The organism is Actinomadura sp. 3N407, from assembly GCF_052245875.1.
Lineage (GTDB): Bacteria > Actinomycetota > Actinomycetes > Streptosporangiales > Streptosporangiaceae > Spirillospora.
In genome coordinates this window covers 469,282-494,859 of sequence record NZ_JBQQBP010000003.1, presented here as the reverse complement: position 1 = coordinate 494,859, position 25,578 = coordinate 469,282, and the positions used below count along the sequence as shown (strand labels likewise).

The window sequence follows — 25,578 nt, the reverse complement described above, 5'->3', positions numbered from 1 at the left end:
CAGTGATCCTCTCCAAACTGGCCGGACGGCCGTTCCTGCTGACCGCCGGGCTGCTGGTGGCGCTCGGCCTGCCCTGGTTCGTCTACCCGCCGGTCGCCATGGACATCGTCTGCTGGGCGCTGTTCGCCGCCGCCGTCGACCTGCTGCTCGGCTTCACCGGGCTGCTGTCGTTCGGGCACGCCGCCTTCTGGGGCGGTTCCGCGTACGTCACCGGACTGATCGCGCTGCACTCCGGTCTGCCGTTCCCCGTCGCCGTACTGGGCGGAGCGGTCTTCGCGGCCGTTCTCGCCGTTCCGATCGGTTTCCTGTCCGTCCGGCTGCGCGGCATCTACTTCGCGATGGTCACCCTGGCCTTCGCCCAGATGGTCTACTTCGTCGCCAACCAGTGGCGGGACGCGACCGGTGGGGAGAACGGCCTGCAAGGCATCCCCAAGGAGCTGTTCGGGCTGGACCTGTCCGACCCGTTCTTCTTCTACTACGCGGGGCTCCCCTTCATCCTGGCCGGACTGTTCGCCGCGTGGCGGATCGTCCGTTCCCCGTTCGGACGAGTGCTGATGTCCATCCGCGACAACCCGGCCAGGGCGCGGGCACTCGGATACAGCATCGACCGGTACAAGCTGCTCGCGTTCGTCCTTTCGGCGGGCCTGTCCGGCCTCGCCGGCGGTGTGTTCACCATCAGCCACGGCTTCGCGTCCCTGCAGGGCGTCTACTGGACGACCTCCGGGCAGGCCGTGATGATGGTCGTCCTCGGCGGCATCGGCACCCTGTGGGGCGGCGCCATCGGCGCGGCCCTCGTCGTGCAGCTGCACGACTATCTGGCCACGGCCGGGTTCGAGGAGACCGGGATCATCACCGGCTCCATCTTCATCCTCGTCGTCCTGCTGTTCCGCCGCGGTCTCTGGGGCACCGCCCGCGACCTGATCGCCGCCCGCGCGAACCGCGACCCCACCACTTCCGAAACCACCGACAGCAAGATCGGTGCCCCGGTCTGAACACATTGACGCGATGGAGGAGCGGGGACCCCGCTCCTCCATCGCGTCAACGGGACAGGCGGTGGAGGCGGAGGGCCAGCTGGAGTTCCAGGGCGCGTTCGGGGGTCTGCCAGTCCTCGCCGAGGAGGCGGCCGATGCGGTCCAGGCGCTGGCTGACGGTGTTGACGTGGATGTGCAGGAGCCCTGCCGTCCTCGACAGGCTGCCACCGCTCCCGAAGTAGGCCTCCAACGTCTGGACGAGCGCCGTGCCGCGCCGCTCGTCGTAGTCGAGGACGGAACCGAGAGCGCTGGAGAGGAAGCCCGGCACGTCCCGGTCGTCCCCGATGAGCAGGCCGACGAAGCCGAGTTCGGTCGCGTCGGCTCCGTCGCCGAGGCGTCCGAGGGACCGCAGGGCGTCCGCGCAGCGCTGCGCCTCCCGGTGGGCGGACGCGACATCGGCCGGCCCGAGCACCGGGCCGGCGGCGCCGATCGTGGCGGGGCCGCCGAGGGAGGCGCCCAGCTCCTTGGCGACCCGGCGGGCCGCCTCTCCCGGGCGGTCGCCCGGCAGCAGCAGGACGATCTCCTCGGCGCGGGAGGCGGCCAGTCCGCGCTCCACGGCCGCGTAGGACGACGCCCAGAACGCGGCCCGCTGCCGGAACTCCTGCGGCCCGTACTTCGCGCACAGCACCACATGGGGGGTGCTCAGGTCGACGTTCACGCGCCGCGCGCGGGCCGTGAGCGACTCCACCCCGGCCTGGCGGCCGGAGAGCAGGTCGTCGAGGAGCTCCCCGCGCACCCGGCCTTCGGCCTCGGTCACACTCCGCCGGAACAGCAGCAGCAGCGCGGTGACGAGCGCGGCCGGTTCCAGGATCCGCTGGTCGGCGTTGGACAGCTCGTCCGCCGTGCGCAGAACCAGCGTCCCCAGCATCTCGTCGCCCGTGGACACGGACGCGATCCACAGATCGCCGCGCCTGACCGTCCGGCCTTGCGCGCGTGCGGAGTGCGCCGATGCCGAGACCCCGACGAGTTCGTCGGCGCTGAGCGGAGCCGACACGGCGCCCGTCGTGGCGAGCTGGCGGCCATCGGCGTCCAGGACGTGCAGGGTGCCGCCCAGCAACTCGGTCACGACGGCGCCGACGTCTTCCACGCCGCCACCGCGAACGACCACGGCGGTCATGCGGTCGTGCGCGCGCGCCGCTCTCTCGACGGCCGCACTGCGCGCCTTGACCTCCTCGTTGGCCGCGCTCAGCTCCTCCAACGCGGTGCGGGTCTCCTCCAGAAGCCGGGCGTTGTCGATCGCCACCGCGGCGTGCGCGGCCAGCGACCCGAGCAGCGCCACCTCCTCCGGTTCGAACGGGCGCTCGCTGCGGTGCGCGGCGGTCAGAACGCCGATCACGCGGCTGCCCAGCCGCATGGGGACGCCCAGGATCGCGACGATGCCCTCCTCGGCGACCGCGTCGTCGATGAAACCGCGATGCTGGAACTGCTCGTCCCCGAGATAGTGCGCGCTGGTGTAGGGCATCGCGGTCTGCGCGACCAGGCCGACGAGCCCGGTGCCCATCGGCAGCCTCAGCCTCCGGAACGCCGCCGACACCGAGCCGTCCGTGACCCGCATGTAGGTCTCGCCGCGTTCGTCGTCGTTCAGCGTCAGGTAGGCGATGTCGGCGTTCAGGAGCCGCCGGGCGCGGCGGGTGATCGCCTCCAGCACGGCGTCCAGGTCGCGGAGCCCCGCGAGGTCGCCGGCGGTGTCGAACAGCGCCTCCAGCTCGGCCTCCCGCCGGGCGTGCCGCCGCATCACCGCCCGGACCCGCAGCGCCGCCACCTTGGCCGTCTCCAGTTCCGCCAGGACGGCGGGCGGCGCGCCCTCGGCCCGCGCCTGGACGAGGGGACCCTCGAACTCGACCGGTGAGGCCTCACGGGCCAGGAGTTCGAGGAAGACGCCGCAGGTCATACGGGCCATTGTCAGTGCGCCGTCCAGCCGCCGTCGAGGCCGAGAGACGCGCCGGTCATCATCGACGCGGGCGGCGAGCACAGATACGCGACGAGTTCCGCTACTTCGTCCGGCTCGATCAGCCGTTTCACTGCCGCATGTTCAAGCATGACGCGCTCGATGACCTCGTCCGGCGGCATTCCGTGTGCGCGCGCCTGGTCGGCGATCTGCCGCTCCACCAGTGGGGTCCGGACATACGCGGGGTTGACGCAGTTGGACGTCACGCCGTGCGGGGCTCCTTCCAGCGCGATCACCTTGGACAGCCCCTCCAGACCGTGTTTGGCGGTCACATAAGCGGCCTTGAACGGCGACGCGCGCAGCCCATGGACGGACGAGATGTTGACGACGCGTCCCCAGCCCCGCTCGTACATGCCTGGCAGCGCGTCCCGGACGAGACGGAACGGGGCCTCCACCATCAGCCGCATGATCCGCGCGAACGTCTCGGGCGGGAAGTCGTGGACCGGGGCCACATGCTGGATGCCCGCGTTGTTGACCAGGATGTCGACGCCGGTCGCCAGCCCCCCGAGCGCCTCGGTGTCGGCCAGGTCGGCGAGCAGCGGGATCCCGCCGATCTCGGCCGCCGTCCGCTCCGCCGCCTCCCCGTCGATGTCGGCCACCACCACCCTGGCGCCCGCCGCCGCCAGCCGCCGCGCGCACGCGCGGCCGATGCCGCCCGCGCCGCCGGTGACAAGGGCGCGCCGGCCCGACAGATCCAGCGTCCCCGAAGTGCCCGCGGCCGGCCGCGGCGTCACGCTCGTCATGCGCAGAACCTATGAAGCGCGGCTCCGGGCTCCCATGTGGCGCGACCACACAATCCGATGGCGGACGGTATGGCCAGGGCGTATTCACCCTGAGTTCCGCATCCCGCGTCCCGAACGAGATTCCGTGGGGCTACGGTTGGGGCACGCACGGTCCGCCCAAGCCGGGAGGGGTCTCGATGACCGAGATCACGCATCGCTTCGTCCAGCTGAAGAGCGGGCCGCGCATGCACGTCGCCGAGGCGGGCGAGGGCCCGCTCGTGCTGCTCCTGCACGGCTTCCCGGAGTGCTGGTACTCCTGGCGCCACCAGCTCACCGCGCTCGCCGAGGCCGGCTACCACGCCGTCGCCCCCGACCAGCGCGGGTACGCCCGGACGGGCGGTCCCGCGGACGCCGGCCAGTACACGATCCTGCACCTGGCGGGGGACGTGATCGGGCTCATCGACGCCCTCGGCGCGGACCGCGCCGTCGTCGCCGGACACGACTGGGGCGCACCCGTCGCGTGGGCCACCGCGCAGATGCGCCCTGACAAGGTGCGCGGGGTGATCGGGATGTCGGTCCCGCACCGTCCGCGCGGCAGCACCCCGCCCGTCGAGTCCATGCGCCGCCTGTTCGGCGACGGCTTCTACATGGTCCGCTTCCAGGAGCCGGACGTCCCGGAGGCGGCCTTCGACCGCGACCGGGCCGGCACGTTCCGCCGCATGCTGTACGGGATGTCCGGCGACGGCCCGTGCCCGCCGCTGATCGCGCCCGGCGGCGGCGGGATCCTCGACGTCCTCCCGGACCCCGAGAAGCTGCCCGGGTGGCTCACCGACGCCGACATCGCCGCCTACGTCGAGGAGTACGCCGGCAGCGGCTTCACCGGACCGGTCAACTGGTACCGCAACCTCGACCGCAACTGGGAGCTGACCGCCGCCTGGCACCGCGCCCCGATCGGCCCGCCCGCGCTGTACATCGCCGGTGACCGCGACATCGTCGCGGTCGGCGCGCGCGGCGCGATCGACTCCATGACCGACTTCGTGCCGAACCTCCGCGACACCGTCTGGCTGTCCGGTTGCGGCCACTGGACGCAGCAGGAACGCCCGGCCGAGGTCAACGAGGCCGTGATCGGGTTCCTCCGCGGCCTGTGAGCCCGCCCGGCCGCGGCCCGGGAATGTCGGAGGCGGGACGTACGGTCGTCGGGTGAACCGCACCGACCGCTTGTACGCCCTGGTGGAGGAACTGCGCGCCCGCGTGCCGCGCCGGGTCAGCGCGCGCGAGCTGGCCGCGCGGTACGAGGTGAGCGTCCGGACGATCGAACGCGACATCGGCGCCCTCCAGCAGGCGGGAGTGCCGATCTTCGCGGACGTGGGCCGGGGCGGCGGCTACACCCTCGACAAGAGCCGCACGCTGCCGCCGCTGAACTTCACCCCCGCCGAGGCCGTCGCGGTCGCCATCACCCTGGCCGGGGCGGGCGGCTCGCCGTTCTCCCGGTCCGCCCGCACCGCCCTCCACAAGATCGTCGCGGCGATGTCGGGGGCCGACAGCGCCTCGGCCCGCGAACTGGCCGAACGCGTCCGCATCCTGACGCCGCCGGACGCGGACGAGCCCGCCTCGGTGCCCGCCGTCCTGGAGGAGGCGGTGTCCGCGCGCCGCGTCGTCCGGCTCGGCTACGTCGACGCGGTCGGCAGCGAGACCGAACGCGACGTCGAACCGGTCGCGTTCACCGCCGTCTCGCTGCGCTGGTACCTGATCGGCTGGTGCCGCCTGCGCGGCGAGGCCCGCGTCTTCCGCATCGACCGGGTCCGCCGCGCCGCGCTGCTGGACGAGGCCGCCCCGGAACGCAGCTTCGACGACCTGACGACCACCGCCCCGTCCGACTACGTCGTCCGCCCGCTCGAATTCGTCTGAGAAACCAGATCCCTCCGAGAAACCCCGTAAATCCCGACACAGGGTTGTCGCGTGCCCCTCCCATGCTGGTGCCGTCCCATTTGAGAAGGCAGAGGAGAGGGCCATGACAGTCCCCGCGTTCAACACCGTCGCGTGGTTCCAGGTCGGTACCGACGCACCGGAGGAGGCCCGCCGCTTCTACGGCGACATGTTCGGCTGGAAGTTCGCGATCGACCCCGACGGCGACGGCTACGACCTGGTCAGCTACCCCGGGTCCGACGTCCCGGGCGGCGGCATCTCCTACGAGCCCGACGCGTCCCGCAACCACGCGATGTTCCTGGTGCTGGTCGAGGACGTCGACGCGGCCTGCGCCGAGACGGAGAAGCACGGCGGCAAGGTCGCGATGCCCACCGTGACCACGGGCAACGGCCTTGCGTTCGCCTACCTGGAGGACCCGGCCGGCAACCGCTTCGGCGTCTTCAAGCCGCCCGCGCCCTGACCCGGGCACGCGAAGGGGCCCCGAGCGCTCGCTCGGGGCCCCTTCGCCATGCCGGGAACCGGTGATTGCGGCCTACACCTCCGCAATCACCTCAGCTTTCGCCGCCGGTGTTGCTCTCCGCGCTGCCGACGCCGTTGGCGAAGACGTCGCTGACCTCGGCGTCCAGCCGGTAGCGCTGGATCGCCTGCTGCAGCGTCTCCGGCTTGATCTCGCCGTGCCGGGCGAGCCGGGTCAGCACCGCGAGGACGAGCGACGCGGCGTCCACGTGGAAGAACCGGCGGGCGGCGGCGCGGGTGTCGGAGAACCCGAAGCCGTCGGTGCCGAGGGAGCTGAAGTCCGCGTGCACCCACGGGGCGATCTGGTCGGGTACGGCGCGGGTGAAGTCCGATACCGCGACGATCGGCCCGGCGACGTTGTCGAGCCTCCGGGTGACGTACGGGACGCGCTGCTCGGCGTCGGGGTTCAGCAGGTTCCACTCGTCGCACGCGCGGGCCTCGCGGGCCAGCTCGTTCCACGAGGTCGCCGACCACACGTCGGCGGCGACGCCCCAGTCCTCGGCGAGCAGCCGCTGCGCCTCCAGCGCCCACCGGCCGCCGACACCGGACGCCAGGATCTGTGCCCGCGGCGCCCCGCCGTTCCCGGACGTGACGTCCGGTGCGGTCTTGAACCGGTACAGGCCCTTGAGGAGGCCGTCGACGTCAACGTCGTCGGGCTCGACGGGCTGCTGGTACGGCTCGTTGTAGACGGTCAGGTAGTAGAAGACGTCCTCGCCGGACGGATGCTCGTCGGACGAGCCGTACATGCGGCTCAGCGCGTCCTGGACGATGTGGGCCAGCTCGAACGCCCACGTCGGGTCGTAGTGGACGCACGCGGGGTTCGACGCCGCGAGCAGCGGGGAGTGGCCGTCGGCGTGCTGGAGGCCCTCACCGGTGAGGGTGGTGCGGCCGGCGGTGGCGCCGAGGAGGAACCCGCGGCCCATCTGGTCGCCGAGCGCCCACATCTGGTCGCCGGTCCGCTGGAACCCGAACATCGAGTAGAAGATGTACACCGGGATCATGTGCTCGCCGTGCGTGGCGTACGTGGTGCCCGCGGCGATCGCGGACGCCATCGACCCGGCCTCGCTGATGCCCTCGTGCAGCATCTGTCCGCTCTCGGACTCCTTGTACGACAGCAGGAGCTTGCGGTCCACCGCGTCGTAGGTCTGCCCGTGCGGAGAGTAGATCTTGGACGTGGGGAACAGCGAGTCCATGCCGAACGTGCGGTACTCGTCCGGGGCGATCGGCACGAACCGGGCGCCGATGTTCTCGTCCTTGATCAGGTCCTTGAGCAGCCGGACGAACGCCATCGTCGTCGCGACGTTCTGCTTGCCGGAGCCCTTCTTCAGCTCGCTGTAGACGGGGTCGCCGGGCAGCTTGAGCGGCTTGGCCCGCACGACCCGTTTCGGCAGGAACCCGCCGAGGGCGGCGCGGCGCTCGCGCATGTATTGGATCTCGTCGGAGTCCTCGCCCGGGTGGTAGTAGGGCGGGAGCGGCGCCTCGAGCGCCGAGTCCGGGATGTCCAGGTAGAGGCGGTCCCGGAACTCCTTCAGCTCCGCCTTGGTGAGCTTCTTCATCTGGTGGGTGGCGTTGCGGGCCTCGAAGTCGGAGCCGAGCGTCCAGCCCTTGATGGTGTGCGCGAGGATCACGGTCGGCTGCCCGACGTGCTCGCGGGCCGCCTTGAACGCCGCGTACACCTTGCGGTAGTCGTGCCCGCCGCGCGACAGCTTGCGCAGCTCGTCGTCCGACAGGTGCTGGACGATCCTGCGCAGCCGCGGGTCGGCGCCGAAGAACTTCTCCCGGATGTACTCGCCGGACTCGACGGTGAACGTCTGGAACTGCCCGTCGGGGGTGGTGTTCATCTGGTTGACCAGCACGCCGTCGACGTCCTGCGCGAGCAGCGGGTCCCAGTCGCGGCCCCAGATGACCTTGATGACGTTCCAGCCGGCGCCGCGGAAGAACGACTCCAGCTCCTGGATGATCTTGCCGTTGCCGCGGACGGGGCCGTCGAGCTGCTGGAGGTTGCAGTTGACGACGAAGGTCAGGTTGTCGAGTTCCTCGCGGGCGGCCAGGCCGATCGCGCCGAGCGACTCGGGCTCGGCCATCTCGCCGTCGCCGAGGAACGCCCACACGTGCGAGCGGGACGTGTCCTTGATCTTCCGGTTGTACAGGTAGCGGTTGAACCGCGCCTGGTACACCGAGTTGATCCCGGTCAGGCCCATGGACACGGTGGGGAACTCCCAGAAGTCCGGCATGAGCCGCGGGTGCGGGTAGGACGAGAGGCCGCCGCCCGGGTGCGAGTGCTCCTGGCGGAACCCGTCGAGCTTGTCCTCGGGCAGCCGCCCCTCCAGGTAGGCGCGGGCGTAGATGCCCGGCGACGCGTGCCCCTGGATGAAGACCTGGTCGCCCGACTCGCCGTGGTCCTTGCCGCGGAAGAAGTGGTTGAAGCCGATCTCGTACAGCGAGGCGGCGGAGGCGTAGGTGGCGATGTGGCCGCCGACGCCGATCTCGGGCCGGTTCGCACGCGACACCATGATCGCGGCGTTCCAGCGGATGTAGGCGCGGATGCGCCGTTCCACGTGCTCGTCGCCGGGGAACCAGGGCTCCGACTCCGGCGGGATCGTGTTGATGAAGTCGGTGCTGCGCAGGCCGGGCACCCCGACCTGAAGCTCCCGGGCCCTTTCCAGGAGCCGGAGCATCACATACCGTGCCCTGCCGCGGCCCGCGGTCTTGATGACCGTGTCCAGCGACTCCAGCCACTCCCGGGTCTCGTCCGGGTTGATGTCGGGCAGCTGGCTCGGCAGGCCGTCGCTGATGATCGAAAAGCGTTGACGTCCGGAAGCCACGGGGTCCCCTCTGTCCTTACGTCTTTGCGGGTGAGACCGGGGGGCCGCCCGCGGGTGGCCACCGGTCCCCGGCAGACTGTTCGTCGCTCGTCTCGAGATCCATCGTCGTCGTTTATGACGCCTAACGCATCTCTACCAACCGGTAACCATTCTCCCCGGTCAACCGGGGTACGCACCCTGGAGAGAGCCATTTTCCCGACGAGATCGGAGGAGCCATGCACGGGCGGATCGGAGACCGGCTGCTTGTCCACGGCAACATCGTGGGGCAGGCCGACCGGCAGGGCGAGATCATCGAGGTACGGGGCGAGGACGGCGGCCCGCCGTTCCTGGTCCGGTTCGACGACGGCCACGAGACCCTGGTCTACCCGGGGCCGGACGCGGTCATCGAGCCCAAGGAGCAGATATCCCGTTGACGCGCGGATCGATGCGGTCCCGGAGGCGTCCGGGGCCGCAGACCGGGTACATCCGGGATCATGGAGAGCACCGTGGTCCGGGTGGCGACCGGTGCGCGCGAGACCGTGCACGACATCACCGCCGAGTGCGAGCGGTTCGCCGCGTCGGCGGGCGGCGACGGGCTGCTGCACGTCTTCGTCCCGCACGCCACCGCCGGCGTGGCGATCATCGAGCTGGGGGCCGGGAGCGACGACGACCTCCTGGCGGCCCTCGGCGACCTGCTTCCCGCGGACGACCGCTGGCGGCACGCGCACGGGTCACCGGGCCACGGGCGCTCGCACGTGATGCCCGCGCTCGTCCCGCCGTTCGCGACGCTTCCCGTCGTCGGCGGGAGACTGGCGCTCGGGACGTGGCAGTCGGTGGCCCTGGTCGACCTCAACGTGGACAACCCGGACCGCCAGATCCGGTTGTCCTTCCTCACGGGATGAGCGAAGCGGGCCGGGGAGTACGGGGGCGTCCCCGCACAGGGGTGCGGGGATGACGGCCGCCTGTCACGCTCCGTGGAGGCCCTGTTACGCCGATCTACGTAATCGGACCAATGAGGCCACCAAAAGCCGGGAAGACACTTGCGCTAGGGGCCCTCACTTGTGTGGACTGTCCCGCAAACACCGCACAGGTGCGGGCGGGCCACCCGTCCAGGGGGCCGAGAAGACATGAGCACGGCACCGTGCGGACTGACGACAATGGGAGGACTTTCGTGAGCGCGACCGCGGGTCAGGCGCAGTCTGAGCGCAGCCTGGCCGAACGGCTCGGCCTGAAGGCGGGCCAGGTGGTGCAGGAGATCGGCTATGACGACGACGTCGACGAGGAGCTTCGCGAGTCCGTCGAGGCCGTCACGGGGAACGAGCTGGTCGACGAGGACTACGAGGACGTGGTCGACATCGTGCTGCTGTGGTGGCGCGAGGAGGACGGCGACCTGTTCGAGGGCCTGACCGACGCGATGATCCCGCTCACCGGCGGCGGCAACATCTGGCTGCTGACGCCCAAGGCGGGCAGGGACGGGCACGTGGAGCCGAGCGACATCGGCGAGGCCGCGCAGACGGCCGGGCTCTCGCAGACCAGCAGCGTCAGCGCCGCCAAGGAGTGGTCGGGAACGCGGCTGGTCGCGCCCAAGGTCCACAAGTAGCCCCGGTACCGGTCCGCGGGCCATGCGGGGTGACAGACTGGTCCCGTCCCTCACGCCCGTGGGGGACGGGGCATGACCCGCCACGGGCGGGGACGAATCGCGGGAGTGACTTTGGCGGTTGAGGTAGGCGACGGCGCACCGGACTTCGAGCTGAAGGACCAGCACGGTACACCGGTGAAGCTGTCGGACTTCCGTGGTGAGAAGAACGTCGTCCTGGTGTTCTATCCCTTGGCGTTCAGCGGCGTCTGCACCGGCGAGCTGTGCCAGATCCGGGACGAGCTGCCCACTCTGGGCGGCGACGACGTGCAGGTGCTCGCGGTCTCGGTCGACTCCATGTTCGCGCTGCGCGCCTGGGCCGACCAGGAGAAGTACCGGTTCCCGCTGCTGTCGGACTTCTGGCCGCACGGCGGGACGGCACAGCGTTACGGCGTGTTCGACGAGGGTAAGGGGCTCGCCGTGCGCGGAACCTTCATCATCGACACCGAGGGCGTGGTCCGCTGGAAGGTCGTGAACGCGATCCCGGACGCACGCGACATCGACGAGTACCGCAAGGCGCTCGCCGGGCTCTGAGTGAACCGGACCGGGCTCCGGCCAGGTGGCCGGAACCGGTCCCCGCACCTCTGGAGGTGTGATGCCCTGCTACCGATGCGGGGCGCGGCAGACCGACCCCGTGCGGGGCGCGAGCCCGTGGAAGCGCGGGGTCCGGGCGGACCGCCAGGTGCTGATCTGCCCCGGCTGCCAGACCGCCCGCGACTGGGCGGACGATCTCGACCGCTGCTCGGGCTGCGGATCGGCCGTGCTGGTGTGCCGCCTCGGCGAGGTCGAGTGCCGCGACTGCGGCCACACCCGCGACGCCGTTCCGGCCGACCTGGTGCATTCGGGCGCTCCGCCGGGCGGTTCCGCCGACGGCGACCTGTCGGCGGAAGTGGCCGCGGCGCTGACCCGCGTCCTGAAGAAGGGGCCGGCCCTCTGAGGGGCCTCGCCGTGATCCATGGCGGCGACCGTCCGGTCTCGTTCCGCTCCAGCTGACCGGATACGCCGCTACTTGACGTGGGTTTTTTCCTGCTGCCACTCTTCGCGGGTGCCGTTTGTTCTGATGCGCCTGGTCGACCGGATCGCCGGGCGTTCGATGCGGATGCCCGCACTCGTGCTCCTCGCCGCCTTCCTGACCGGCTGGCTGCTGATCGCGGTGTTCGAGGAGCCCGGCGCCGACATCAAGAAGCCGCACGAGTACATCTGGTACTTCATCGTCAGCGGCACCACCACCGGTTACGGCGATCTGGCGCCGGCGACGATCGGCGGGCGGATCGGCGGCATGATCGCCATCGCGTCCGGGCTCACCGCGGGCCTGATGCTGTTCGCCGAGGTGACGCTGTGGATGGCCAAGGGGAGGACCATGAAGGCCAACGGCCGGGCGCGGCTGAGCCACCGGCGCCACGTCGTGATCGTCGGCTACGAGCGGGACGGCCTGCGCGCCATCATCGGCGAGCTGCGCGCCGACCCCGATTTCGCCAAGACGCCCGTGGTCACGATCTTCTGGCCGGAGGAGCTGACGGGTGAGAACCCCGATCCCGACCTCTACGACGTGGTCGCGTTCGACGAGACCGCCTACGAACGCGCATGCCTGGAGCAAGCCCGCGCCGCCGTCGTAGTCGGGCGCACCGACGACGAGACCGTCCGGGTGATGCTCGGCGTGGCGGCCTATCTGCGGCGGCACGGCGAACCGCCCGTCCACCTGCTGGCCGGCCTGCACGACGGCCACCGCCGCGTGGAGATCATGGAGGCGCTGACCCTGATCACCCCGGACATCGAGACGGTCGACATCGATGACCCGGCCGTGGTCGCGGTCTCGGTCCGCAACCCCGGTGTGGCCGCGATCTACCACAATCTGGCCAGCACGCTCGACACCGACGGCACTCTGTACCGGGTGGACGTCCCGGAAGACGTCGGCGAGCGGTCCCGCGTCGACGTCGCGATCTTCCTTCTGCGCCGGGGCAGCACACTCCTGGCGGTCGGCGAGTCGCACCGTCCCAACGCGAACTTCCGCCTCACCTCCACCCCGGACGAGAGGATCCGGGGCGGCCAGTCCCTCGCCGTGGTGGCGCCGGCCCGCCCGGAGATCCCGTGGCAGGAGCTCTGAGCAGAGGCCGGGAGGGCGCCCCTCGCGCCCGCTGGGGGCGCCCTCCCGGCAGCCGCCGGCGCGCGGCCCGGGGCTACAGGTCCAAGAGCCCCGGGGCCTCCCCGCGCGCCCGCGGAGTTTCTAGGCGGCCTGCCGGTGGTCGGCGTCCAGCAGGTGGTAGAGCAGGAGCAGCTGGGTGATGGCGAGGGGGTCGCTGGTGCCGGCGTCGCCGAGGTGGCCGAGGACGCCGGGGTCGGGCAGGGCCGTGCCGGCGCGGGGGCCGAGGCGTTCCAGGATGGCCTTCTTGACGACCTGTGATTCCCCGGGGGAGACGTATCCGTGGACGTGCAGGGCGTCGACGGGGCGTCCGTCGGTGTCGCGGTGCAGGCGCAGGTGCATGGCCGTCTCGGTGTCGCCGGAGCCGCTGTCGAGGACGTCCGCCAGTTCGGGGTGGTCGATCGTGGGGCGGAGGAGCAGTTCGGCGGACAGCGGGGTGCCGGGCGGGTCGAGCCGTCCGGCGACGGGGGCGAAGCGGACGACGATGTCGGCGTGCTTGCGCTGGGGGCGGATGTAGGCGGCGCTCTCGGGTTCGCGGCGGTCGAGTTCCGCCATGACCTGCTCGGGGGTGTAGCCGCGTTTGTCGCAGTCGCGGCGCACCTTCCAGGAGTGCCGCAGCGGCTCGGGCGGGTCGAGGTAGACGGTGATGTCGAAGCAGGCGCGTGCCAGCCGGGTGTGGAGGGGGAGCAGGCCCTCGACGATCACGAAGTCGCGGGGTTCGACCAGTTCGGGGCGGACGAGCTCGCCTGTGGCGTGGTCGTAGACGGGTTTGAGGATCGGTTCGCCCATCGACAGGAGTTGCAGGTGCTGCTCCATGATGTCGATGTGGTTGCAGTCGGGGTGCAGCGCCGTGAACGGCTTGCCGGCCCGTTCGGCGCGGTCGTAGCGGTGGTAGTCGTCCACGCAGACCGCCGTCATCCGGTCGGCCCCAAGACACCGCACAAGCCCCCTGGTCAGTGTGGTCTTGCCCGCCGCGCTGTCCCCGGCGATGGCGAGCATGACGGGGCGGCGGCCCGACCCGCGCGCCCGGAGCATATGCACGATCCGATGGGGCACCTTCTGCTCCTCCGTCCTGCGGAATTCAGTTTTCGTCTAGGAGAGTACGGCGGTGCGGCGGGCGGTTCGTCCCCCAATCAGGGGAGAGCGGGGGTGAAACCGCGGAGGCTCCCTCCGCCCCTGAGCTACTGGTGAGTAGCTTCTGGTTGTTATCGTGCCGGAATGGGTGTCCCCGTACGTGTCGTCCTGGTCGACGACCACGAAATGATCCTCGCCGGACTTCAGGCGATGCTGGCCGGGTTCTCCGGGCGTGTGCGCGTCGTGGGGCAGGCGGGGACGGGAGACGAGGCGGCCCGGCTGGTCACCACGCTCCGCCCCGACGTCGTCCTGCTCGACGTGCGGCTCGGCCCGGAGAGCGGCCTCGACCTGTGCCGCCTCCTCACCGGGCGGGTCCCGGAGGCGCGCGTGGTGTTCCTGTCGGTGTACGACGACGAGCAGTACGTCTTCGAGGCGCTGCGGGCCGGGGCGGGCGGGTACCTGCTCAAGCGGGTGGACGGCCCCGAACTCGTCCGCCGCCTGGAGGAGGTCGCGCAGGGGGAGACGGTCGTGGACCCGACGCTCGCCGGGCGGATGGCGGTCACCGCGGCCCGGCTGACCCGCGGAGAGTTCTGGCCGGGCGCCAACCGCGGTCTCACGCAGCGCGAGAGCGAGGTGCTGTCGCTGCTGGTGAGCGGCCTGTCCAACAAGGCGATCGCGGCGCGGCTCGTGCTGAGCGAGGAGACGGTCAAGAGCCACCTCCGCGCGCTCTACCGCAAGCTGGAGGTGACCGACCGGTCCGCCGCGATAGCGGTCGCTCTGCGCGAGGGACTGTTCCGGTGACGGCTCCGCTGGAGCTCCTCGCCGGACGCGGGAACGACCTGCTCGTCCGCATCGTGGCCGTGGCCTGCTCCGACCGCGAGCTGCCCCGGATGGCCGAGGAGCTGGCCGGGCTCGTCGTCCGGTCGGCGCGGGCGCTGACGTTCTGCGACGTGTACGTCCTGGCCGAGGACGAGCGCGTCCTGGAATGGTCGGGGCCGCCGGTCCCGCTGGGGGAGGGAGACGTCGGACGCGCCGCCGCGCACGGCCGGGCACGCCCGCACCGGGACGGAAGGGGCGCCGCGGTCCCCGTGCACAGCGAGGGAACCGTGATCGCGGTCGTGGACGTCCGGTCCGCAGGCCCGGCCCCGGCCGAGGATCTGGTCCTCGTCACCGCGCTCGCCGGGCTGTTCGCGCCGGTGCTGTCCTCGTGCCGCCGGCTGCGCACCGCGCGCGAGCGCGAGCACGCCGCCGAGCGGTTCGCCGAACGGGCGGTGGAGGCGCAGGAGGCCGAGCGGTCACGGCTCAGCCGGGAGATCCACGACGGCATCGCGCAGCGCCTCGCCAGCCTCGGCTTCCACCTGTCGGCGGCCGAGCGGGCCCTGCCCGAGCACCATCCCGAGGGGCTGGCGCAGATCATGATGGCACGGCGGCTGTGCGAGCTGGCGGCAGCCGAGACTCGCGCCGCGATCGGCGGGCTGCGGCCGCCCGTCCTGGACGATCTGGGTCTGTCGGCGGCCCTGGCCACCCTCGCCCGTGAGGCCGGGGACGGTCCCGGCCCGTCCGGCCCGCTCGACGTGACGGTGACCGTCGAGGGCGAGCTGGAGGACGCGCTGCCCGACCATGTGCAGACCGCGCTGTACCGGATCGCGCAGGAGGCGGTCGGCAACTGCCTGCGGCACGCGTCCGCGACGTGCGTCGACCTGCTGCTGGAGCACTCCCATGATCGCGTCCGGCTGAAGGTCACCGACGACGGGACCGGGTTCGCGGTCAGGGACGTGGTCGCGCAGGGGGGCCGCGGCCGCCGTCCCGACTCCTACGGGCTGCGCGGCATGCGGGAACGCGCCGAGCTGCTCGGGGGGCGGGTGTCCGTGACGAGCAGGCCGGGGGCCGGGACGACCGTGGAGGCCGTCATCCCCATCCCGGGCCGCCGCCGGGGCGCGGTCAGCCCGTCCTGAGGACCCGGAAGACGATCCCCGCCCCGTTCAGCCGGTCGATCAGGGCGTCGCCCATCGCGGTCGCGGTCGTGACCTGCCCGGCGGTCTCCGGCAGGTCGTCGTGGGCCAGGCACAGCGCCGACTCGGCGAGCATCTTGGCGGTCTCGCCGTAGCCGGGGTCGCCGCCCGCGACCTCGGTGACGACGCGCTCGCCGCCGCCCTCGCCGACGAACTTCACGCTGAACCAGTGCCCGGCGCGCTGCTCCTCCGACGGGCCTTCGCCCGGCGTGCGGAGCCGCAGCAGCAGGTTGCGTGTCGGCGGGAGCGCGGACAGGGCGAGCAGGGCGCCGGAGCCCGCCGCCATCCCGGCGGCGGTGTGCAGCCGCTTGACGGCGATGTAGTGGCCGTAGGAGAAGTCCGGGCCGTAGCGGTCGAGCGCCGCCGCCGAACGGACGACGATCTGCGGGTCGATGGTGGGCAGCGGCAGGGTCCAGCCGTCCCCGACACGGGCCTTCGGCGTGGCGCGGCGCGAAACGCGCACCGTGCGGCCGGCGGGCCGGTCCTCCACGCGGCGCCGCTCACGCTCGGCGCGCATCATGCCGGCGGGGTCGCCGAAGATGCCGATCGCCGAGTGCAGGGTGCCGCCGGACGCGTCCCCGCGGATGCGCAGGAATCCCTCGACGTGGATCGGGACGCCCTCCGGAAGCTGCTTCACCGTGAAGTAGGCGCCGAGGTCGTGGGGGATCGAGTCGAACCCGCAGGCGTGCACGATCCGGGCTCCGCTGCGCATGGCCGCGTCGTGGTACTTCACGTACATCCGGTCGACGAAGGTTGGTTCGCCGGTGAGGTCGACGTAATCGGTCCCGGCGCGCGCGCACGCCGCGACCAGCGGCTCGCCGTACTTGACGTAGGGGCCGACCGTGGTGATGACGACCCGTGCTGAATTCGCGATGTCCTCGATCGAGGCGGTGTCGTTGGTGTCCGCGTGCAGCAGCGGCAGATCGGCGCACGCCGGGTTCAGCTTCGCCAGGCGGTCACGGACGGCCGTCAGCTTGCCCCGGTTGCGTCCGGCGAGGGCCCAGCGCGTGCCGGGCTCGGCGTGCTCGGCCAGATACTCGGCGGTCAGGGCGCCGGTGAAGCCGGTGGCGCCGAACAGGACGACGTCGTAGTGGCGGTCGGCGGTCATCGAAGCCCCTTTCACGGATCCGAACCTGATTCTGTCGCGTCTGCGGCCGATCATGCACGCTGGTACGGCAATGTGAGCGACCGCACTCCTCTAGTGTTGCTGGGATGAGGACGAGGAGGACGCGGTCGTGACCGGGCTCGCCGTGGCGATGGACGTCGTCGCCCTGGGCTTCTTCGTCCACTTCCTGGTTCTGGTCACCCGCAGGAAGACCGTGCCGGCCGACGAAGGCGGACGGACCGTCGCGATGATCCTGATCGCCGTCAGCCTCGGCCTGCTGTCGGTGTCGCTGTGGAGCCTGCCCTAGCGTCCGCGGCGCTCCAGCCCGGGGCGTCCAGCAGATGCCGGACGAACAGCAGCGTCGTCGCGGTCGGCGCCGTCCCGGCGACCGCGTGCCACGGCCGGTCGAGCGGCATCCCCGGCGCGTCGACGACGACGAGGCGGCCCGCGTCCAGCTCCGCCCCGACCGCGTCCCGCGACACCAGCGCGACCCCCAGCCCCGCCGCCGCGCCCGCGATCACCGCGCCGTTCGAACCGAGGACGAGGCGGGGCGGCGACACGTCCCGCTCCGCCAGGTAGGCGTCCGCGCTCGCCCGCGTCCCCGAGCCGGGCTCGCGCATCACCCACGGCGTGCCGGCCAGCGCGAACCCGTCCGCCAGGCCCGGCGCGCCCACGACGACCAGCTCGTTCGGACGCCGCGCCAGCACGGTCGCGGCGGCCTCGCCCGGCGGACGGCCCGCCAGCACCAGATCGGCCTCGTGCGCGGCGAGGCTGCTCCACACCTGGCGCCTCGGCCCCACCTCCAGCGTCAGCTCCACGTCGGGCCAGCGCGCCCGGAACGAGGCGAGCAGCTCCGGGAGGATCTGGTCGGCGGCCGTCGTCACCGCCGCCAGCCGCAGCGGGCCGCGCCCCGGATCGGCCGCGCCGCGCGCCGCCGCCCGCCCCTCCTCCATCAGCCCGAGCACCTGCCGCGCGTACCCGGCGTAGACGGTCCCGGCGGCGGTCAGCGCGAGCCCGCGCCCCTCCCTCCGGACGAGCGGCACGCCGAGGTCCCGGGTCAGCGCCGCGACCGCCGCCGACACCGCCGACTCCGTCACGTACAGCCGCCGCGCCGCCGCCCGCACCGACCCGGTGTCGGCGAGGGCGACGAACGTCCGCAGCCGCGCCTCCGTCACCTCCGGCCTCCCTGCTCAAGCGAATGGTTGATGGTCACCGTAGAACACTTGATGGACATCGCAACTGTCGGGGGGCGAAGCTCGACCCGTTCACGGTTCCACGTGGCCGGGACGCGGCGCCTCACCCGATCCCCTGGGACATGCCGTCCTTCACCGGGGGGAGTCGCCGCGTCCCGCATCCAGGCTTCAGGCTGAAGGAGAGCGGCGATGAGCTCGGGCAGATGGTCGGCGGGCGTGATCCCCTACGCGGAGATGGGCTACTGGCGTCCGGACTACCAGCCGAAGGACAGCGACATCCTCGCCGCCTTCCGGATCACGCCGCAGCAGGGCGTGCCGCCGGAGGAGGCCGGCGCGGCCGTCGCGGGCGAGTCGTCCACCGCCACCTGGACGGTGGTGTGGACCGACAGGCTCACGTCCTACGAGAACTACCAGGGCAAGTGCTACAAGGTGGAGCCCGTCCCCGGCCAGGAGGGGCAGTTCATCGCCTACATCGCCTACGACCTCGACCTGTTCGAGGAAGGGTCGATCGCGAACCTGACGTCGTCCATCATCGGGAACGTCTTCGGGTTCAAGGCGCTGAAGGCCCTGCGCCTTGAGGACATGCGCATCCCCACCCACTACGTGAAGACGTTCCAGGGGCCCGCGCACGGCATCGTCATGGAACGCGAGTACCTCGGCAAGTTCGGCCGTCCGCTGCTGGGCGCGACCGTCAAACCCAAGCTCGGGCTGTCGGCGCGCAACTACGGCCGCGTCGTGTACGAGGCCTGCCGCGGCGGCCTGGACTTCACCAAGGACGACGAGAACATCAACTCCCAGCCGTTCATGCGCTGGCGCGACCGCTTCCTCTACTGCATGGAGGGCGTGAACCGGGCGCAGGCCGCCACCGGCGAAGTGAAGGGCCACTACCTCAACGTCACCGCCGGGACGATGGAGGACATGTACGAGCGCGCGGAGTTCGCCAAGGAACTCGGCAGCGTCATCGTGATGATCGACCTCACCATCGGGTACACGGCGATCCAGTCGATGGCCAAGTGGGCGCGCGCCAACGGCGTCCTGCTGCACCTGCACCGCGCCGGGCACTCCACGTACACGCGGCAGAAATCCCACGGCGTCAACTTCCGCGTCATCGCCAAATGGATGCGGCTGGCGGGCGTCGACCACATCCACGCGGGGACGGTCGTCGGGAAGCTGGAGGGCGACCCGAACAGCGTCCGCGGCTACTACGACACCCTGCGCCTGGACAAGGTCGCCGCCGACCCGCTGAAGGGCCTCTACTTCGACCAGGAATGGGCGTCGATGCCCGGCACGATGCCCGTCGCGTCCGGCGGCATCCACGCCGGGCAGATGCACCAGCTCCTGCACTACCTCGGCGAGGACTCCATCCTGCAGTTCGGCGGCGGGACGATCGGCCACCCGATGGGCATCGCCGCCGGCGCCACCGCCAACCGGGTGGCGCTCGAGGCCATGATCAAGGCGCGGAACGAGGGCCGCGACTACCTCGCCGAAGGCCCCGACATCCTGCGCGCCGCCGCCAAGAAGAGCCGCGAACTGGACATCGCCCTGTCCACCTGGGGCGACATCACCTTCACCTACGAATCCACCGACACCCCCGACGTCGTCGAAACACCTGTGAGCATCTGATGCGGATCACCCAGGGAACCTTCTCCCACCTCCCCGACCTGACCGACGAGGAGATCACCAAGCAGGTCGCCTACGCCCTCGGCCAGGGCTGGCCCTGCTCGGTCGAGTTCACCGACGACCCGCACCCGCGCAACTCCTACTGGGAGATGTGGGGCCTGCCGATGTTCGACCTCGCCGACCCGGCCGGCGTCCTCTACGAGATCAACGAATGCCGCAAGGCGTACCCGGACCACTACATCCGCCTGAACGCCTACGACGCCGCCTACGGGAGGCAGACGACGGCCCTGCAGTTCATCGTCCAGCGCCCCGCGGAGGAACCCGGCTTCCGGCTCGACCGCGAGGAGACGTCCGACCGGCGCATCCGCTACACCCTCCACCCCTATGCCCTCGACCGGCCCGAGGGCGACCGCTACGGGGCAGGACGTTGAGCGAACGCCCCGGATTCGGGATGCGCCAGAACGGCTCCCCGGCGGCCCCTTCCCTCTCTCCCCCCGCCGGGGAGCCGCTCCCTCCCGGTGCCCGCGTCGACCTCGCCAAGGAACGCGCCGACTCCCAGGCCGACAGCGTCCTGGACGCCCTCGACCTCGAACTCGTCGGCCTCGCCCCCGTCAAGACCCGCATCCGGGAGATCGCCGCGCTCCTCCTCGTCGACCGCGTCCGCGCCCGCTTCGGCATCGACTCCGGGCGTCCCAACCTGCACATGTGCTTCACCGGCAGCCCCGGGACGGGCAAGACGTCCGTCGCGCTGCGGCTCGCCGAACTCCTGCACCGCCTCGGCTACATCCGCCGCGGCCACCTCGTCTCCGTCACCCGCGACGACCTCGTCGGCCAGTACGTCGGCCACACCGCCCCCAAGACGAAGGAAGTCCTCAAAAGGGCCATGGGCGGCGTCCTGTTCATCGACGAGGCGTACTACCTGTACCGCGCCGAGAACGAACGCGACTACGGGCAGGAGGCCATCGAGATCCTCCTCCAGGTCATGGAGAACCAGCGGGACGACCTCGTCGTCGTGCTCGCCGGCTACAAGGACCGCATGGACTCCTTCTTCGCGTCCAACCCGGGCATGAGCTCCCGCATCGCCCACCACATCGACTTCCCCGACTACGACCCGGACGAACTGGAGGCCATCGGCCGCCTGATGATGGAACGCGAAGGCTACGGCCTGGCCCCCGAAACCGAGCCGGTCTTCCGCGACTACCTGTCCCGCCGCCGCGCCCAGCCCCGCTTCGCCAACGCGCGCTCCGTCCGCAACGCCATCGAACGCGCCCGCCTCCGCCACGCCAACCGCCTCCTCGCCCGGGGCGGCGACGTCGGCCGCGAAGATCTCACCACCCTTCACCCCGAAGATTTCCTGTCCAGCCGCGTCTTCAGGTGACCGGCGTCACGTCCGATCCGGGGATGAGCCTCCGCATGTCCTAATGTTGGGACCGACGACATGTAGAGGTGGGGGAGAAGTTGCTTAACCCTGAGGATCTGTACGAGCTTGACGCCGACCTGCCGGAAATGACGGGTCCGGTGCTGCTGCACAGCCTCGACGGCTTCGTGGACGCCGGATCCACCGGGCAGCTCGTCCGCGAGCACCTCCTGGAGGCCCTGGAGCACCGCGTCATCGCCCGTTTCGACGTCGACTCGCTGATCGACTACCGGGCGCGCCGCCCGCCGATGACGTTCGACCGCGACCACTGGGCCTCCTACGAGACGCCCGAACTCGTCGTCCGGATGCTCCGCGACGACGCCGGCAGCCCGTTCCTGATGCTGTCGGGGCCCGAACCCGACCGGCTCTGGGAGGGCTTCACCGCCGCCGTCCTGGACCTCGTCAAGCGCCTCGGCGTCGGGCTCGTCGTCGGCTTCCACGGCATCCCCATGGGCGTCCCGCACACCCGTCCCGTCGGCATCACCTCGCACGCCACCCGGCCCGAGCTGATCACCCGCAACTCGTGGTTCGACAAGGTCCAGGTCCCCGGCAGCGCCGCCGGGCTCCTCGAACTGCGGCTCGGTGAGGCGGGCCACGACGCCATCGGGTTCGCCGTGCACGTCCCGCACTACCTCGCCCAGTCCGCCTACCCTGCCGCCGCCGTCGCCGCGCTCGACGCCGTCGCCGACGCCACGGGGCTCGCGCTGCCCGTCGAACGGCTCCGCGAGGCCGCCGCCGCCACCGACGCCGACATCGCCGAGCAGGTCGACGGCAACGACGAGGTGGAGAAGGTCGTCCGGGCCCTGGAACAGCAGTACGACGCGTTCGCCGGGGCCGCCGAACGCGACGACCTCCTCCCCGAATCGGCGGACATGCCCACCGCCGACGAACTCGGCGCCCAGTTCGAACGCTTCCTCGCCGAGCAGGACGGGCCCGACTCGCCGTCCTAGACATATCCCGGCGGGCGCTGGGTACGCGAGGCCCCGAGAGGGGAGGCTCGCTCATGGCCCAGAAGGTGAACGAAGTGATGACGCCGGTGCCCGTGGCGGTGTCCCCGGACACCTCCCTGGCCGAGGTCGGGGACCTCATGCGGCAGCACGGCATCGGCGACGTCCTCGTCGTCCACGAGGGACGGCTCCGCGGCCTGGTCACCGACCGCGACATCGTCGTCCGCGCCGTCGCCGTCCACAAGGACATGTCCGGCACGACCGTCGCCGAGATCTGCAGCACCAACATGATCACAGTCGGGCCCGCGGAGGACGCCGACGCCGCCGTCCGCCTGATGCGGCAGCACGCCGTCCGCCGCATCCCCGTCGTGGACGGCGACCGCCCGATCGGCATGGTGTCCATCGGCGACCTCGCCGTCCAGCGCGACGAGCGCTCGGCCCTCGCCGACATCAGCGCCGAACCGCCGAACACGTGATCACACTGAAACTGGAGGACGCCGAGCTGCCCGGCGACCTCGCGATACCGGACGGCGCCACCGGCGTCGTCCTGATCACGCACGGCGGCGGCGGCCCCCGCAACCGCACCGTGGCCGACGGCCTCAACGCCGCCGGGCTCGGGACGCTCCTCATCGACCTGCTCACCGAACGCGAGGACCAGCTCGACCGCGTGACCGCCGCCCTCCGCTTCGACATCGAACTCCTGACGCTCCGCCTCATCGGCGCGATCGACCAGCTGACGGAGGGCCTCGAATCCGCCCCCCACACGGCCGGCCTCCCCATCGGCCTGTTCAGCGCCGGCACCAGCGCCGCCGCGGCCCTGGCCGCCGCCGCGGCCCGCCCCCGGATCGCCGCCGTCGTCTCCCGCGGAGGACGCCCCGACCTGGCGGGCCCGTCCCTCCCCCGCGTACGGGCCCCCGTCCTCCTCATCGTCGGCGGCCGCGCCCCCGAGGTCCGTCACCTCAACGAACAGGCGAAAAAGAGCCTCGACATCTCGGAAGTCCACGTCATCTCAGGCGCCACCCACCTCTTCGAGGAGCCCGGAGCCCTGGAAGAGGTCACCACCCAGGCAGCCGACTGGTTCAACCGGTACCTCTGACACCTCATCTGAGGAAGACGCCCCTCACATCCACGGCGCCGCCCCCCGGCCTCCTGACCGTTTCGCGGTAGCCCGGCCCGACCAGGTACGCTTTCCCGGCAACGAGCACGCGGGCGCGTAGCTCAGGGGTAGAGCACTCGCCTTACAAGCGAGGAGTCGGCGGTTCGAAACCGTCCGCGCCCACCCACGTCAAGGCCATGGTCCGCTCTCGCGGACCATGGCCTTTGATCTTGTGAGTGACTAACTGAGGGACTCCGGGTCCTGACCTCTTGCGTCGCCGGCCTAGCCGAAGATGCCGTGCATCGTGGTAGCGCCCTTCTCCATCACCGGCCGGATCTGCAGCCGGTAGACGGTCTCGGTGACCGTCGTGCTCCGGTGGCCGACCAGCCGTGAGATGTCCTCGATGGGGATGCCGTGATCGGACAGCACCGACACGAAGCTGTGCCTCATCTCCCGCAGCGCCCACTCGGCACCGACCAGCTCGGCCTTGTCGAGCACCTTTGCGGAAGTTGCGCCGCACGTTAGCGGCCGACAGAGGGAGGTTGTAATGCGTTCAGAAGATGAGGCCGGGCTCGGACGGGGTGTCAGGCCCGCCCGGAGGTTCGCCCGCCACGACGCCCCCCGCTTGTCACACCGTTGCCTAGCTCACGAGGTTGGAGGCGGGATCGGCGACGGCCTAGCTACCGTCCCCACGGGGCACACGTCGCCGATCCCGCGGCTTTACCAACCGGCCGGACGTCGAGACCGCGCCGACTCGATAGCGGTCAGCAGATCCTTGGGCGTGGACGCCTCCACGAGCCGCCACGATCCCCACCACATCAGCGCCCACCACCGGAAGGTGTGCGTACCGAACCACGCCATCACGCCAGGACACCGCCGCTCGATCTCCTTGCACAGCGCCGCAGCGTCGACCTCACGCCCGTTCACCACCGCACTCACGAGCCTGCACCGCGCCACAGATCAGACCGCAGGTAATCAACGATCCGCTCGGCCGCGCCCGCCACATCGGTGGCCGGGTGATTGTTGTCGACGCGCCACCAGGTGAAGTGGAATCCGTGGAGGACGACGTAGCCGGAAATCGGCCGGTCACCCTCCCGGTACACGCGGACGGTGAGCCCCGGAATCGCGTCCCGAAGCTGGACGTCTACCCCGAGCTTGGCCAGCGCGACATACAGCTCACCCCAGAAGCACAAGTTCCACGTCACGCGACTGCATCACGCCGCCTCGATTCCGGTACCGGCGCAACGCGGGCATACCTCCGGAACCCGCGCAGGCGCAGCGACCGCCGCCGCATCAGCAGGCACGATCACCAGCCGCCGCCGGGGAAGGACGAACTTGCGTTTCCGGCCGCCGCACGAAACGCAGGGTTCGACAGACGAGGGGTTCGCCGTGGTGTTCTGAAAGGTGGGGACTCCTTGACCGCTCTCGGAACGTCGCGCCACGACGTTAAGAGCGAATCAAGCCCACAACCCCGAACTCTCAGTTCGGGTCGACCAGATAGAACGTGGTCTGCCGCTCCAGCGACGGCGACGAGGTCACATCGATCCGATCGGCGATGCTCAGCCCCTCCGCCGATTCGCCCGCCTCCATCTCGACACTCATCGCATGGAGATGGACGTTCGTCGGCCCGAACACCGTCCACAACACGTTGCCCTCACCATTCGACTCGGCCGCCGGCAACGCATGTTCCCGCAGCCGATCCCGAGCCGCCCACGCGTCCCCCTGACGCACCGAAGCGACCGACGCCACAAGCCACAACGCCCCCGACATCGCCACCCAGTCGCCGCCGTCATCGAGATGCGGCCTGAGTTCCTCGATCGCATGGACAGCCGTTTCCTCGGCCGCCTCCGCCTCATTCTGCGCGATCAGGATGTGACCGAGGTTCCAGTGCGCCCCCGCGATCCGCAGCGGCCTAACCGGCAACCCCAAGCCCTCAGCCATCGCCAAACTAGAAACCTTCGACCTAGCCCGCTACCTAGACCTAGACATAGGCGCCTACGGCACCGACGACTCAGTACGCCCCAACCTAGTCCCCATAGCCCAACACCGAGCCGCAACCCGCACAGGCCACACCTACACCCGAGAAACCACCTACATAATCGGCGACACAGTAAGCGACGTAGAAGCCGCCCTGAAAGGTGGAGCACAAGCAATATCCATCGCTTCAGGCAAAACTACAGTCGCCGACCTGCATGGTGCAGGAGCCTCGATCGTATTCGCTCATCTAACTGAGGTCGACCTAAAAAAGGCAATTTGCGCGACTTGATAAGGTTAAGGTTCGGGGCGATAAGGCCCAGACGTTTCGCGGGTAGCCGAGGGTCGGTGGAATGGCCAAGATCGACCATGGGATGGGTCAGCTCACCGATCGCCCTCGACCGCAGGGAGCCGGCG

30 protein-coding genes and 1 tRNA gene are annotated in these 25,578 nt (G+C 70.9%); 21 read left to right on the top strand and 10 right to left on the bottom strand.

Annotated elements, in window-relative coordinates; translation table 11 throughout:
- Positions 1 to 2: 2 nt before the first annotated feature.
- The gene (locus ACTWPP_RS10035; RefSeq protein WP_443103876.1) at positions 3 to 992 is read left to right on the top strand and encodes a branched-chain amino acid ABC transporter permease; all 990 of its coding nucleotides are present in this window, start codon (positions 3 to 5) and stop codon (positions 990 to 992) included.
- 46 nt (positions 993 to 1,038) lie between these two features.
- Here the strand turns inward: ACTWPP_RS10035 and ACTWPP_RS10030 are convergent, their stop codons facing one another.
- Both ACTWPP_RS10030 and ACTWPP_RS10025 read right to left on the bottom strand, forming a co-directional pair.
- Entirely contained in the window at positions 1,039 to 2,922 is a 1,884-nt protein-coding gene (locus ACTWPP_RS10030; RefSeq protein ID WP_443103875.1) for a helix-turn-helix domain-containing protein, read from the bottom strand.
- A gap of 11 nt (positions 2,923 to 2,933) precedes the next feature.
- Positions 2,934 to 3,722, bottom strand: coding sequence for a 3-hydroxybutyrate dehydrogenase (locus tag ACTWPP_RS10025; RefSeq protein ID WP_443103874.1), 789 nt, complete (start codon positions 3,720 to 3,722; stop codon positions 2,934 to 2,936).
- A 176-nt stretch (positions 3,723 to 3,898) separates the two neighbouring features.
- On the opposite strand from ACTWPP_RS10025, the gene ACTWPP_RS10020 reads away from it, so the two are divergent.
- The 3 genes from ACTWPP_RS10020 to ACTWPP_RS10010 all read left to right on the top strand — a co-directional run bounded on the left by ACTWPP_RS10020 (position 3,899) and on the right by ACTWPP_RS10010 (position 6,087).
- A complete protein-coding gene (locus ACTWPP_RS10020) occupies positions 3,899 to 4,849 on the top strand; it encodes an alpha/beta fold hydrolase (protein WP_443103873.1) in 951 nt (316 codons plus the stop codon).
- A 52-nt stretch (positions 4,850 to 4,901) separates the two neighbouring features.
- Positions 4,902 to 5,609 (top strand): helix-turn-helix transcriptional regulator, encoded by a 708-nt coding sequence (locus ACTWPP_RS10015; protein ID WP_443103872.1) that lies wholly within the window; start codon positions 4,902 to 4,904, stop codon positions 5,607 to 5,609.
- Positions 5,610 to 5,712: 103 nt separating this feature from the next.
- Positions 5,713 to 6,087, top strand: a complete 375-nt coding sequence (locus ACTWPP_RS10010; RefSeq protein ID WP_443103871.1) for a VOC family protein — start codon at positions 5,713 to 5,715, stop codon at positions 6,085 to 6,087.
- Between the two features lie 91 nt (positions 6,088 to 6,178).
- Here ACTWPP_RS10010 and aceE read toward each other — a convergent pair whose 3' ends face one another.
- The gene (aceE, locus tag ACTWPP_RS10005; RefSeq protein ID WP_443103870.1) at positions 6,179 to 8,968 is read right to left on the bottom strand and encodes a pyruvate dehydrogenase (acetyl-transferring), homodimeric type; all 2,790 of its coding nucleotides are present in this window, start codon (positions 8,966 to 8,968) and stop codon (positions 6,179 to 6,181) included.
- 215 nt (positions 8,969 to 9,183) lie between these two features.
- Here aceE and ACTWPP_RS10000 point away from each other — a divergent pair, with 215 nt between their 5' ends.
- From ACTWPP_RS10000 to ACTWPP_RS09975, 6 genes are all read left to right on the top strand, one after another.
- Positions 9,184 to 9,381: a DUF1918 domain-containing protein gene (locus tag ACTWPP_RS10000; protein WP_443103869.1), complete on the top strand. Its 198-nt coding sequence runs from the start codon at positions 9,184 to 9,186 to the stop codon at positions 9,379 to 9,381.
- Between the two features lie 60 nt (positions 9,382 to 9,441).
- Entirely contained in the window at positions 9,442 to 9,849 is a 408-nt protein-coding gene (locus ACTWPP_RS09995; protein WP_443103868.1) for a YjbQ family protein, read from the top strand.
- 269 nt (positions 9,850 to 10,118) lie between these two features.
- Complete coding sequence (locus tag ACTWPP_RS09990; protein WP_443103867.1) at positions 10,119 to 10,547, top strand: DUF3052 domain-containing protein; 429 nt, start codon at positions 10,119 to 10,121, stop codon at positions 10,545 to 10,547.
- A 111-nt stretch (positions 10,548 to 10,658) separates the two neighbouring features.
- A complete protein-coding gene (locus ACTWPP_RS09985; RefSeq protein WP_443103866.1) occupies positions 10,659 to 11,117 on the top strand; it encodes a peroxiredoxin in 459 nt (152 codons plus the stop codon).
- A gap of 61 nt (positions 11,118 to 11,178) precedes the next feature.
- Positions 11,179 to 11,520, top strand: a complete 342-nt coding sequence (locus ACTWPP_RS09980; RefSeq protein ID WP_443103865.1) for a hypothetical protein — start codon at positions 11,179 to 11,181, stop codon at positions 11,518 to 11,520.
- A 108-nt stretch (positions 11,521 to 11,628) separates the two neighbouring features.
- Positions 11,629 to 12,687, top strand: a complete 1,059-nt coding sequence (locus ACTWPP_RS09975) for an ion channel (protein WP_443103864.1) — start codon at positions 11,629 to 11,631, stop codon at positions 12,685 to 12,687.
- 120 nt (positions 12,688 to 12,807) lie between these two features.
- Here ACTWPP_RS09975 and ACTWPP_RS09970 read toward each other — a convergent pair whose 3' ends face one another.
- Positions 12,808 to 13,779, bottom strand: coding sequence for a phosphoribulokinase (locus tag ACTWPP_RS09970; protein WP_443103863.1), 972 nt, complete (start codon positions 13,777 to 13,779; stop codon positions 12,808 to 12,810).
- A 162-nt stretch (positions 13,780 to 13,941) separates the two neighbouring features.
- Here ACTWPP_RS09970 and ACTWPP_RS09965 point away from each other — a divergent pair, with 162 nt between their 5' ends.
- Positions 13,942 to 14,598: a response regulator gene (locus tag ACTWPP_RS09965; RefSeq protein WP_443103862.1), complete on the top strand. Its 657-nt coding sequence runs from the start codon at positions 13,942 to 13,944 to the stop codon at positions 14,596 to 14,598.
- Entirely contained in the window at positions 14,595 to 15,752 is a 1,158-nt protein-coding gene (locus ACTWPP_RS09960; RefSeq protein WP_443103861.1) for a GAF domain-containing sensor histidine kinase, read from the top strand. Before ACTWPP_RS09965 ends, ACTWPP_RS09960 begins: the two co-directional genes overlap by 4 nt.
- Here ACTWPP_RS09960 and ACTWPP_RS09955 read toward each other — a convergent pair.
- On the bottom strand, positions 15,739 to 16,917 hold the full coding sequence (locus ACTWPP_RS09955) for a saccharopine dehydrogenase family protein (protein ID WP_443103860.1): 1,179 nt from the start codon (positions 16,915 to 16,917) through the stop codon (positions 15,739 to 15,741). The genes ACTWPP_RS09960 and ACTWPP_RS09955 overlap by 14 nt on opposite strands.
- 127 nt (positions 16,918 to 17,044) lie before the next feature.
- Between ACTWPP_RS09955 and ACTWPP_RS09950 the strand changes: the two genes are divergently transcribed.
- The gene (locus tag ACTWPP_RS09950) at positions 17,045 to 17,221 is read left to right on the top strand and encodes a hypothetical protein (protein ID WP_443103859.1); all 177 of its coding nucleotides are present in this window, start codon (positions 17,045 to 17,047) and stop codon (positions 17,219 to 17,221) included.
- Here the strand turns inward: ACTWPP_RS09950 and ACTWPP_RS09945 are convergent.
- Complete coding sequence (locus ACTWPP_RS09945) at positions 17,178 to 18,089, bottom strand: LysR substrate-binding domain-containing protein (protein WP_443103858.1); 912 nt, start codon at positions 18,087 to 18,089, stop codon at positions 17,178 to 17,180. The genes ACTWPP_RS09950 and ACTWPP_RS09945 overlap by 44 nt on opposite strands.
- Positions 18,090 to 18,296: 207 nt before the next feature.
- Here ACTWPP_RS09945 and ACTWPP_RS09940 point away from each other — a divergent pair, with 207 nt between their 5' ends.
- The 7 genes from ACTWPP_RS09940 to ACTWPP_RS09910 all read left to right on the top strand — a co-directional run bounded on the left by ACTWPP_RS09940 (position 18,297) and on the right by ACTWPP_RS09910 (position 23,370).
- Positions 18,297 to 19,730 (top strand): form I ribulose bisphosphate carboxylase large subunit, encoded by a 1,434-nt coding sequence (locus tag ACTWPP_RS09940; protein ID WP_443103857.1) that lies wholly within the window; start codon positions 18,297 to 18,299, stop codon positions 19,728 to 19,730.
- Positions 19,730 to 20,158 (top strand): ribulose bisphosphate carboxylase small subunit, encoded by a 429-nt coding sequence (locus ACTWPP_RS09935; RefSeq protein ID WP_443103856.1) that lies wholly within the window; start codon positions 19,730 to 19,732, stop codon positions 20,156 to 20,158. The genes ACTWPP_RS09940 and ACTWPP_RS09935 overlap by 1 nt, the downstream gene beginning before the upstream one ends.
- Entirely contained in the window at positions 20,155 to 21,105 is a 951-nt protein-coding gene (cbbX, locus tag ACTWPP_RS09930; protein WP_443103855.1) for a CbbX protein, read from the top strand. The genes ACTWPP_RS09935 and cbbX overlap by 4 nt, the downstream gene beginning before the upstream one ends.
- Positions 21,106 to 21,185: 80 nt before the next feature.
- On the top strand, positions 21,186 to 22,094 hold the full coding sequence (locus tag ACTWPP_RS09925; RefSeq protein ID WP_443103854.1) for a PAC2 family protein: 909 nt from the start codon (positions 21,186 to 21,188) through the stop codon (positions 22,092 to 22,094).
- Positions 22,095 to 22,147: 53 nt separating this feature from the next.
- Entirely contained in the window at positions 22,148 to 22,567 is a 420-nt protein-coding gene (locus tag ACTWPP_RS09920) for a CBS domain-containing protein (RefSeq protein ID WP_443103853.1), read from the top strand.
- Positions 22,564 to 23,187 (top strand): dienelactone hydrolase family protein, encoded by a 624-nt coding sequence (locus ACTWPP_RS09915; RefSeq protein ID WP_443103852.1) that lies wholly within the window; start codon positions 22,564 to 22,566, stop codon positions 23,185 to 23,187. Before ACTWPP_RS09920 ends, ACTWPP_RS09915 begins: the two co-directional genes overlap by 4 nt.
- Before the next feature lie 111 nt (positions 23,188 to 23,298).
- A tRNA-Val gene (locus tag ACTWPP_RS09910) sits at positions 23,299 to 23,370 on the top strand.
- A gap of 99 nt (positions 23,371 to 23,469) precedes the next feature.
- Here the strand turns inward: ACTWPP_RS09910 and ACTWPP_RS09905 are convergent.
- From ACTWPP_RS09905 to ACTWPP_RS09890, 4 genes are all read right to left on the bottom strand, one after another.
- Complete coding sequence (locus ACTWPP_RS09905) at positions 23,470 to 23,685, bottom strand: tyrosine-type recombinase/integrase (protein WP_443103851.1); 216 nt, start codon at positions 23,683 to 23,685, stop codon at positions 23,470 to 23,472.
- 222 nt (positions 23,686 to 23,907) lie between these two features.
- The gene (locus ACTWPP_RS09900) at positions 23,908 to 24,126 is read right to left on the bottom strand and encodes a hypothetical protein (protein WP_443103850.1); all 219 of its coding nucleotides are present in this window, start codon (positions 24,124 to 24,126) and stop codon (positions 23,908 to 23,910) included.
- Positions 24,123 to 24,392 carry a hypothetical protein gene (locus tag ACTWPP_RS09895; protein WP_443103849.1) on the bottom strand — a complete coding sequence of 90 codons (270 nt, stop codon included), beginning with the start codon at positions 24,390 to 24,392 and terminating at the stop codon, positions 24,123 to 24,125. Before ACTWPP_RS09895 ends, ACTWPP_RS09900 begins: the two co-directional genes overlap by 4 nt.
- A 274-nt stretch (positions 24,393 to 24,666) precedes the next feature.
- On the bottom strand, positions 24,667 to 25,128 hold the full coding sequence (locus tag ACTWPP_RS09890) for a hypothetical protein (RefSeq protein ID WP_443103848.1): 462 nt from the start codon (positions 25,126 to 25,128) through the stop codon (positions 24,667 to 24,669).
- On the opposite strand from ACTWPP_RS09890, the gene ACTWPP_RS09885 reads away from it, so the two are divergent.
- Entirely contained in the window at positions 25,088 to 25,453 is a 366-nt protein-coding gene (locus ACTWPP_RS09885) for an HAD hydrolase-like protein (RefSeq protein ID WP_443104005.1), read from the top strand. The two genes, ACTWPP_RS09890 and ACTWPP_RS09885, sit on opposite strands and share 41 nt — an antisense overlap.
- Positions 25,454 to 25,578 lie beyond the last annotated feature (125 nt).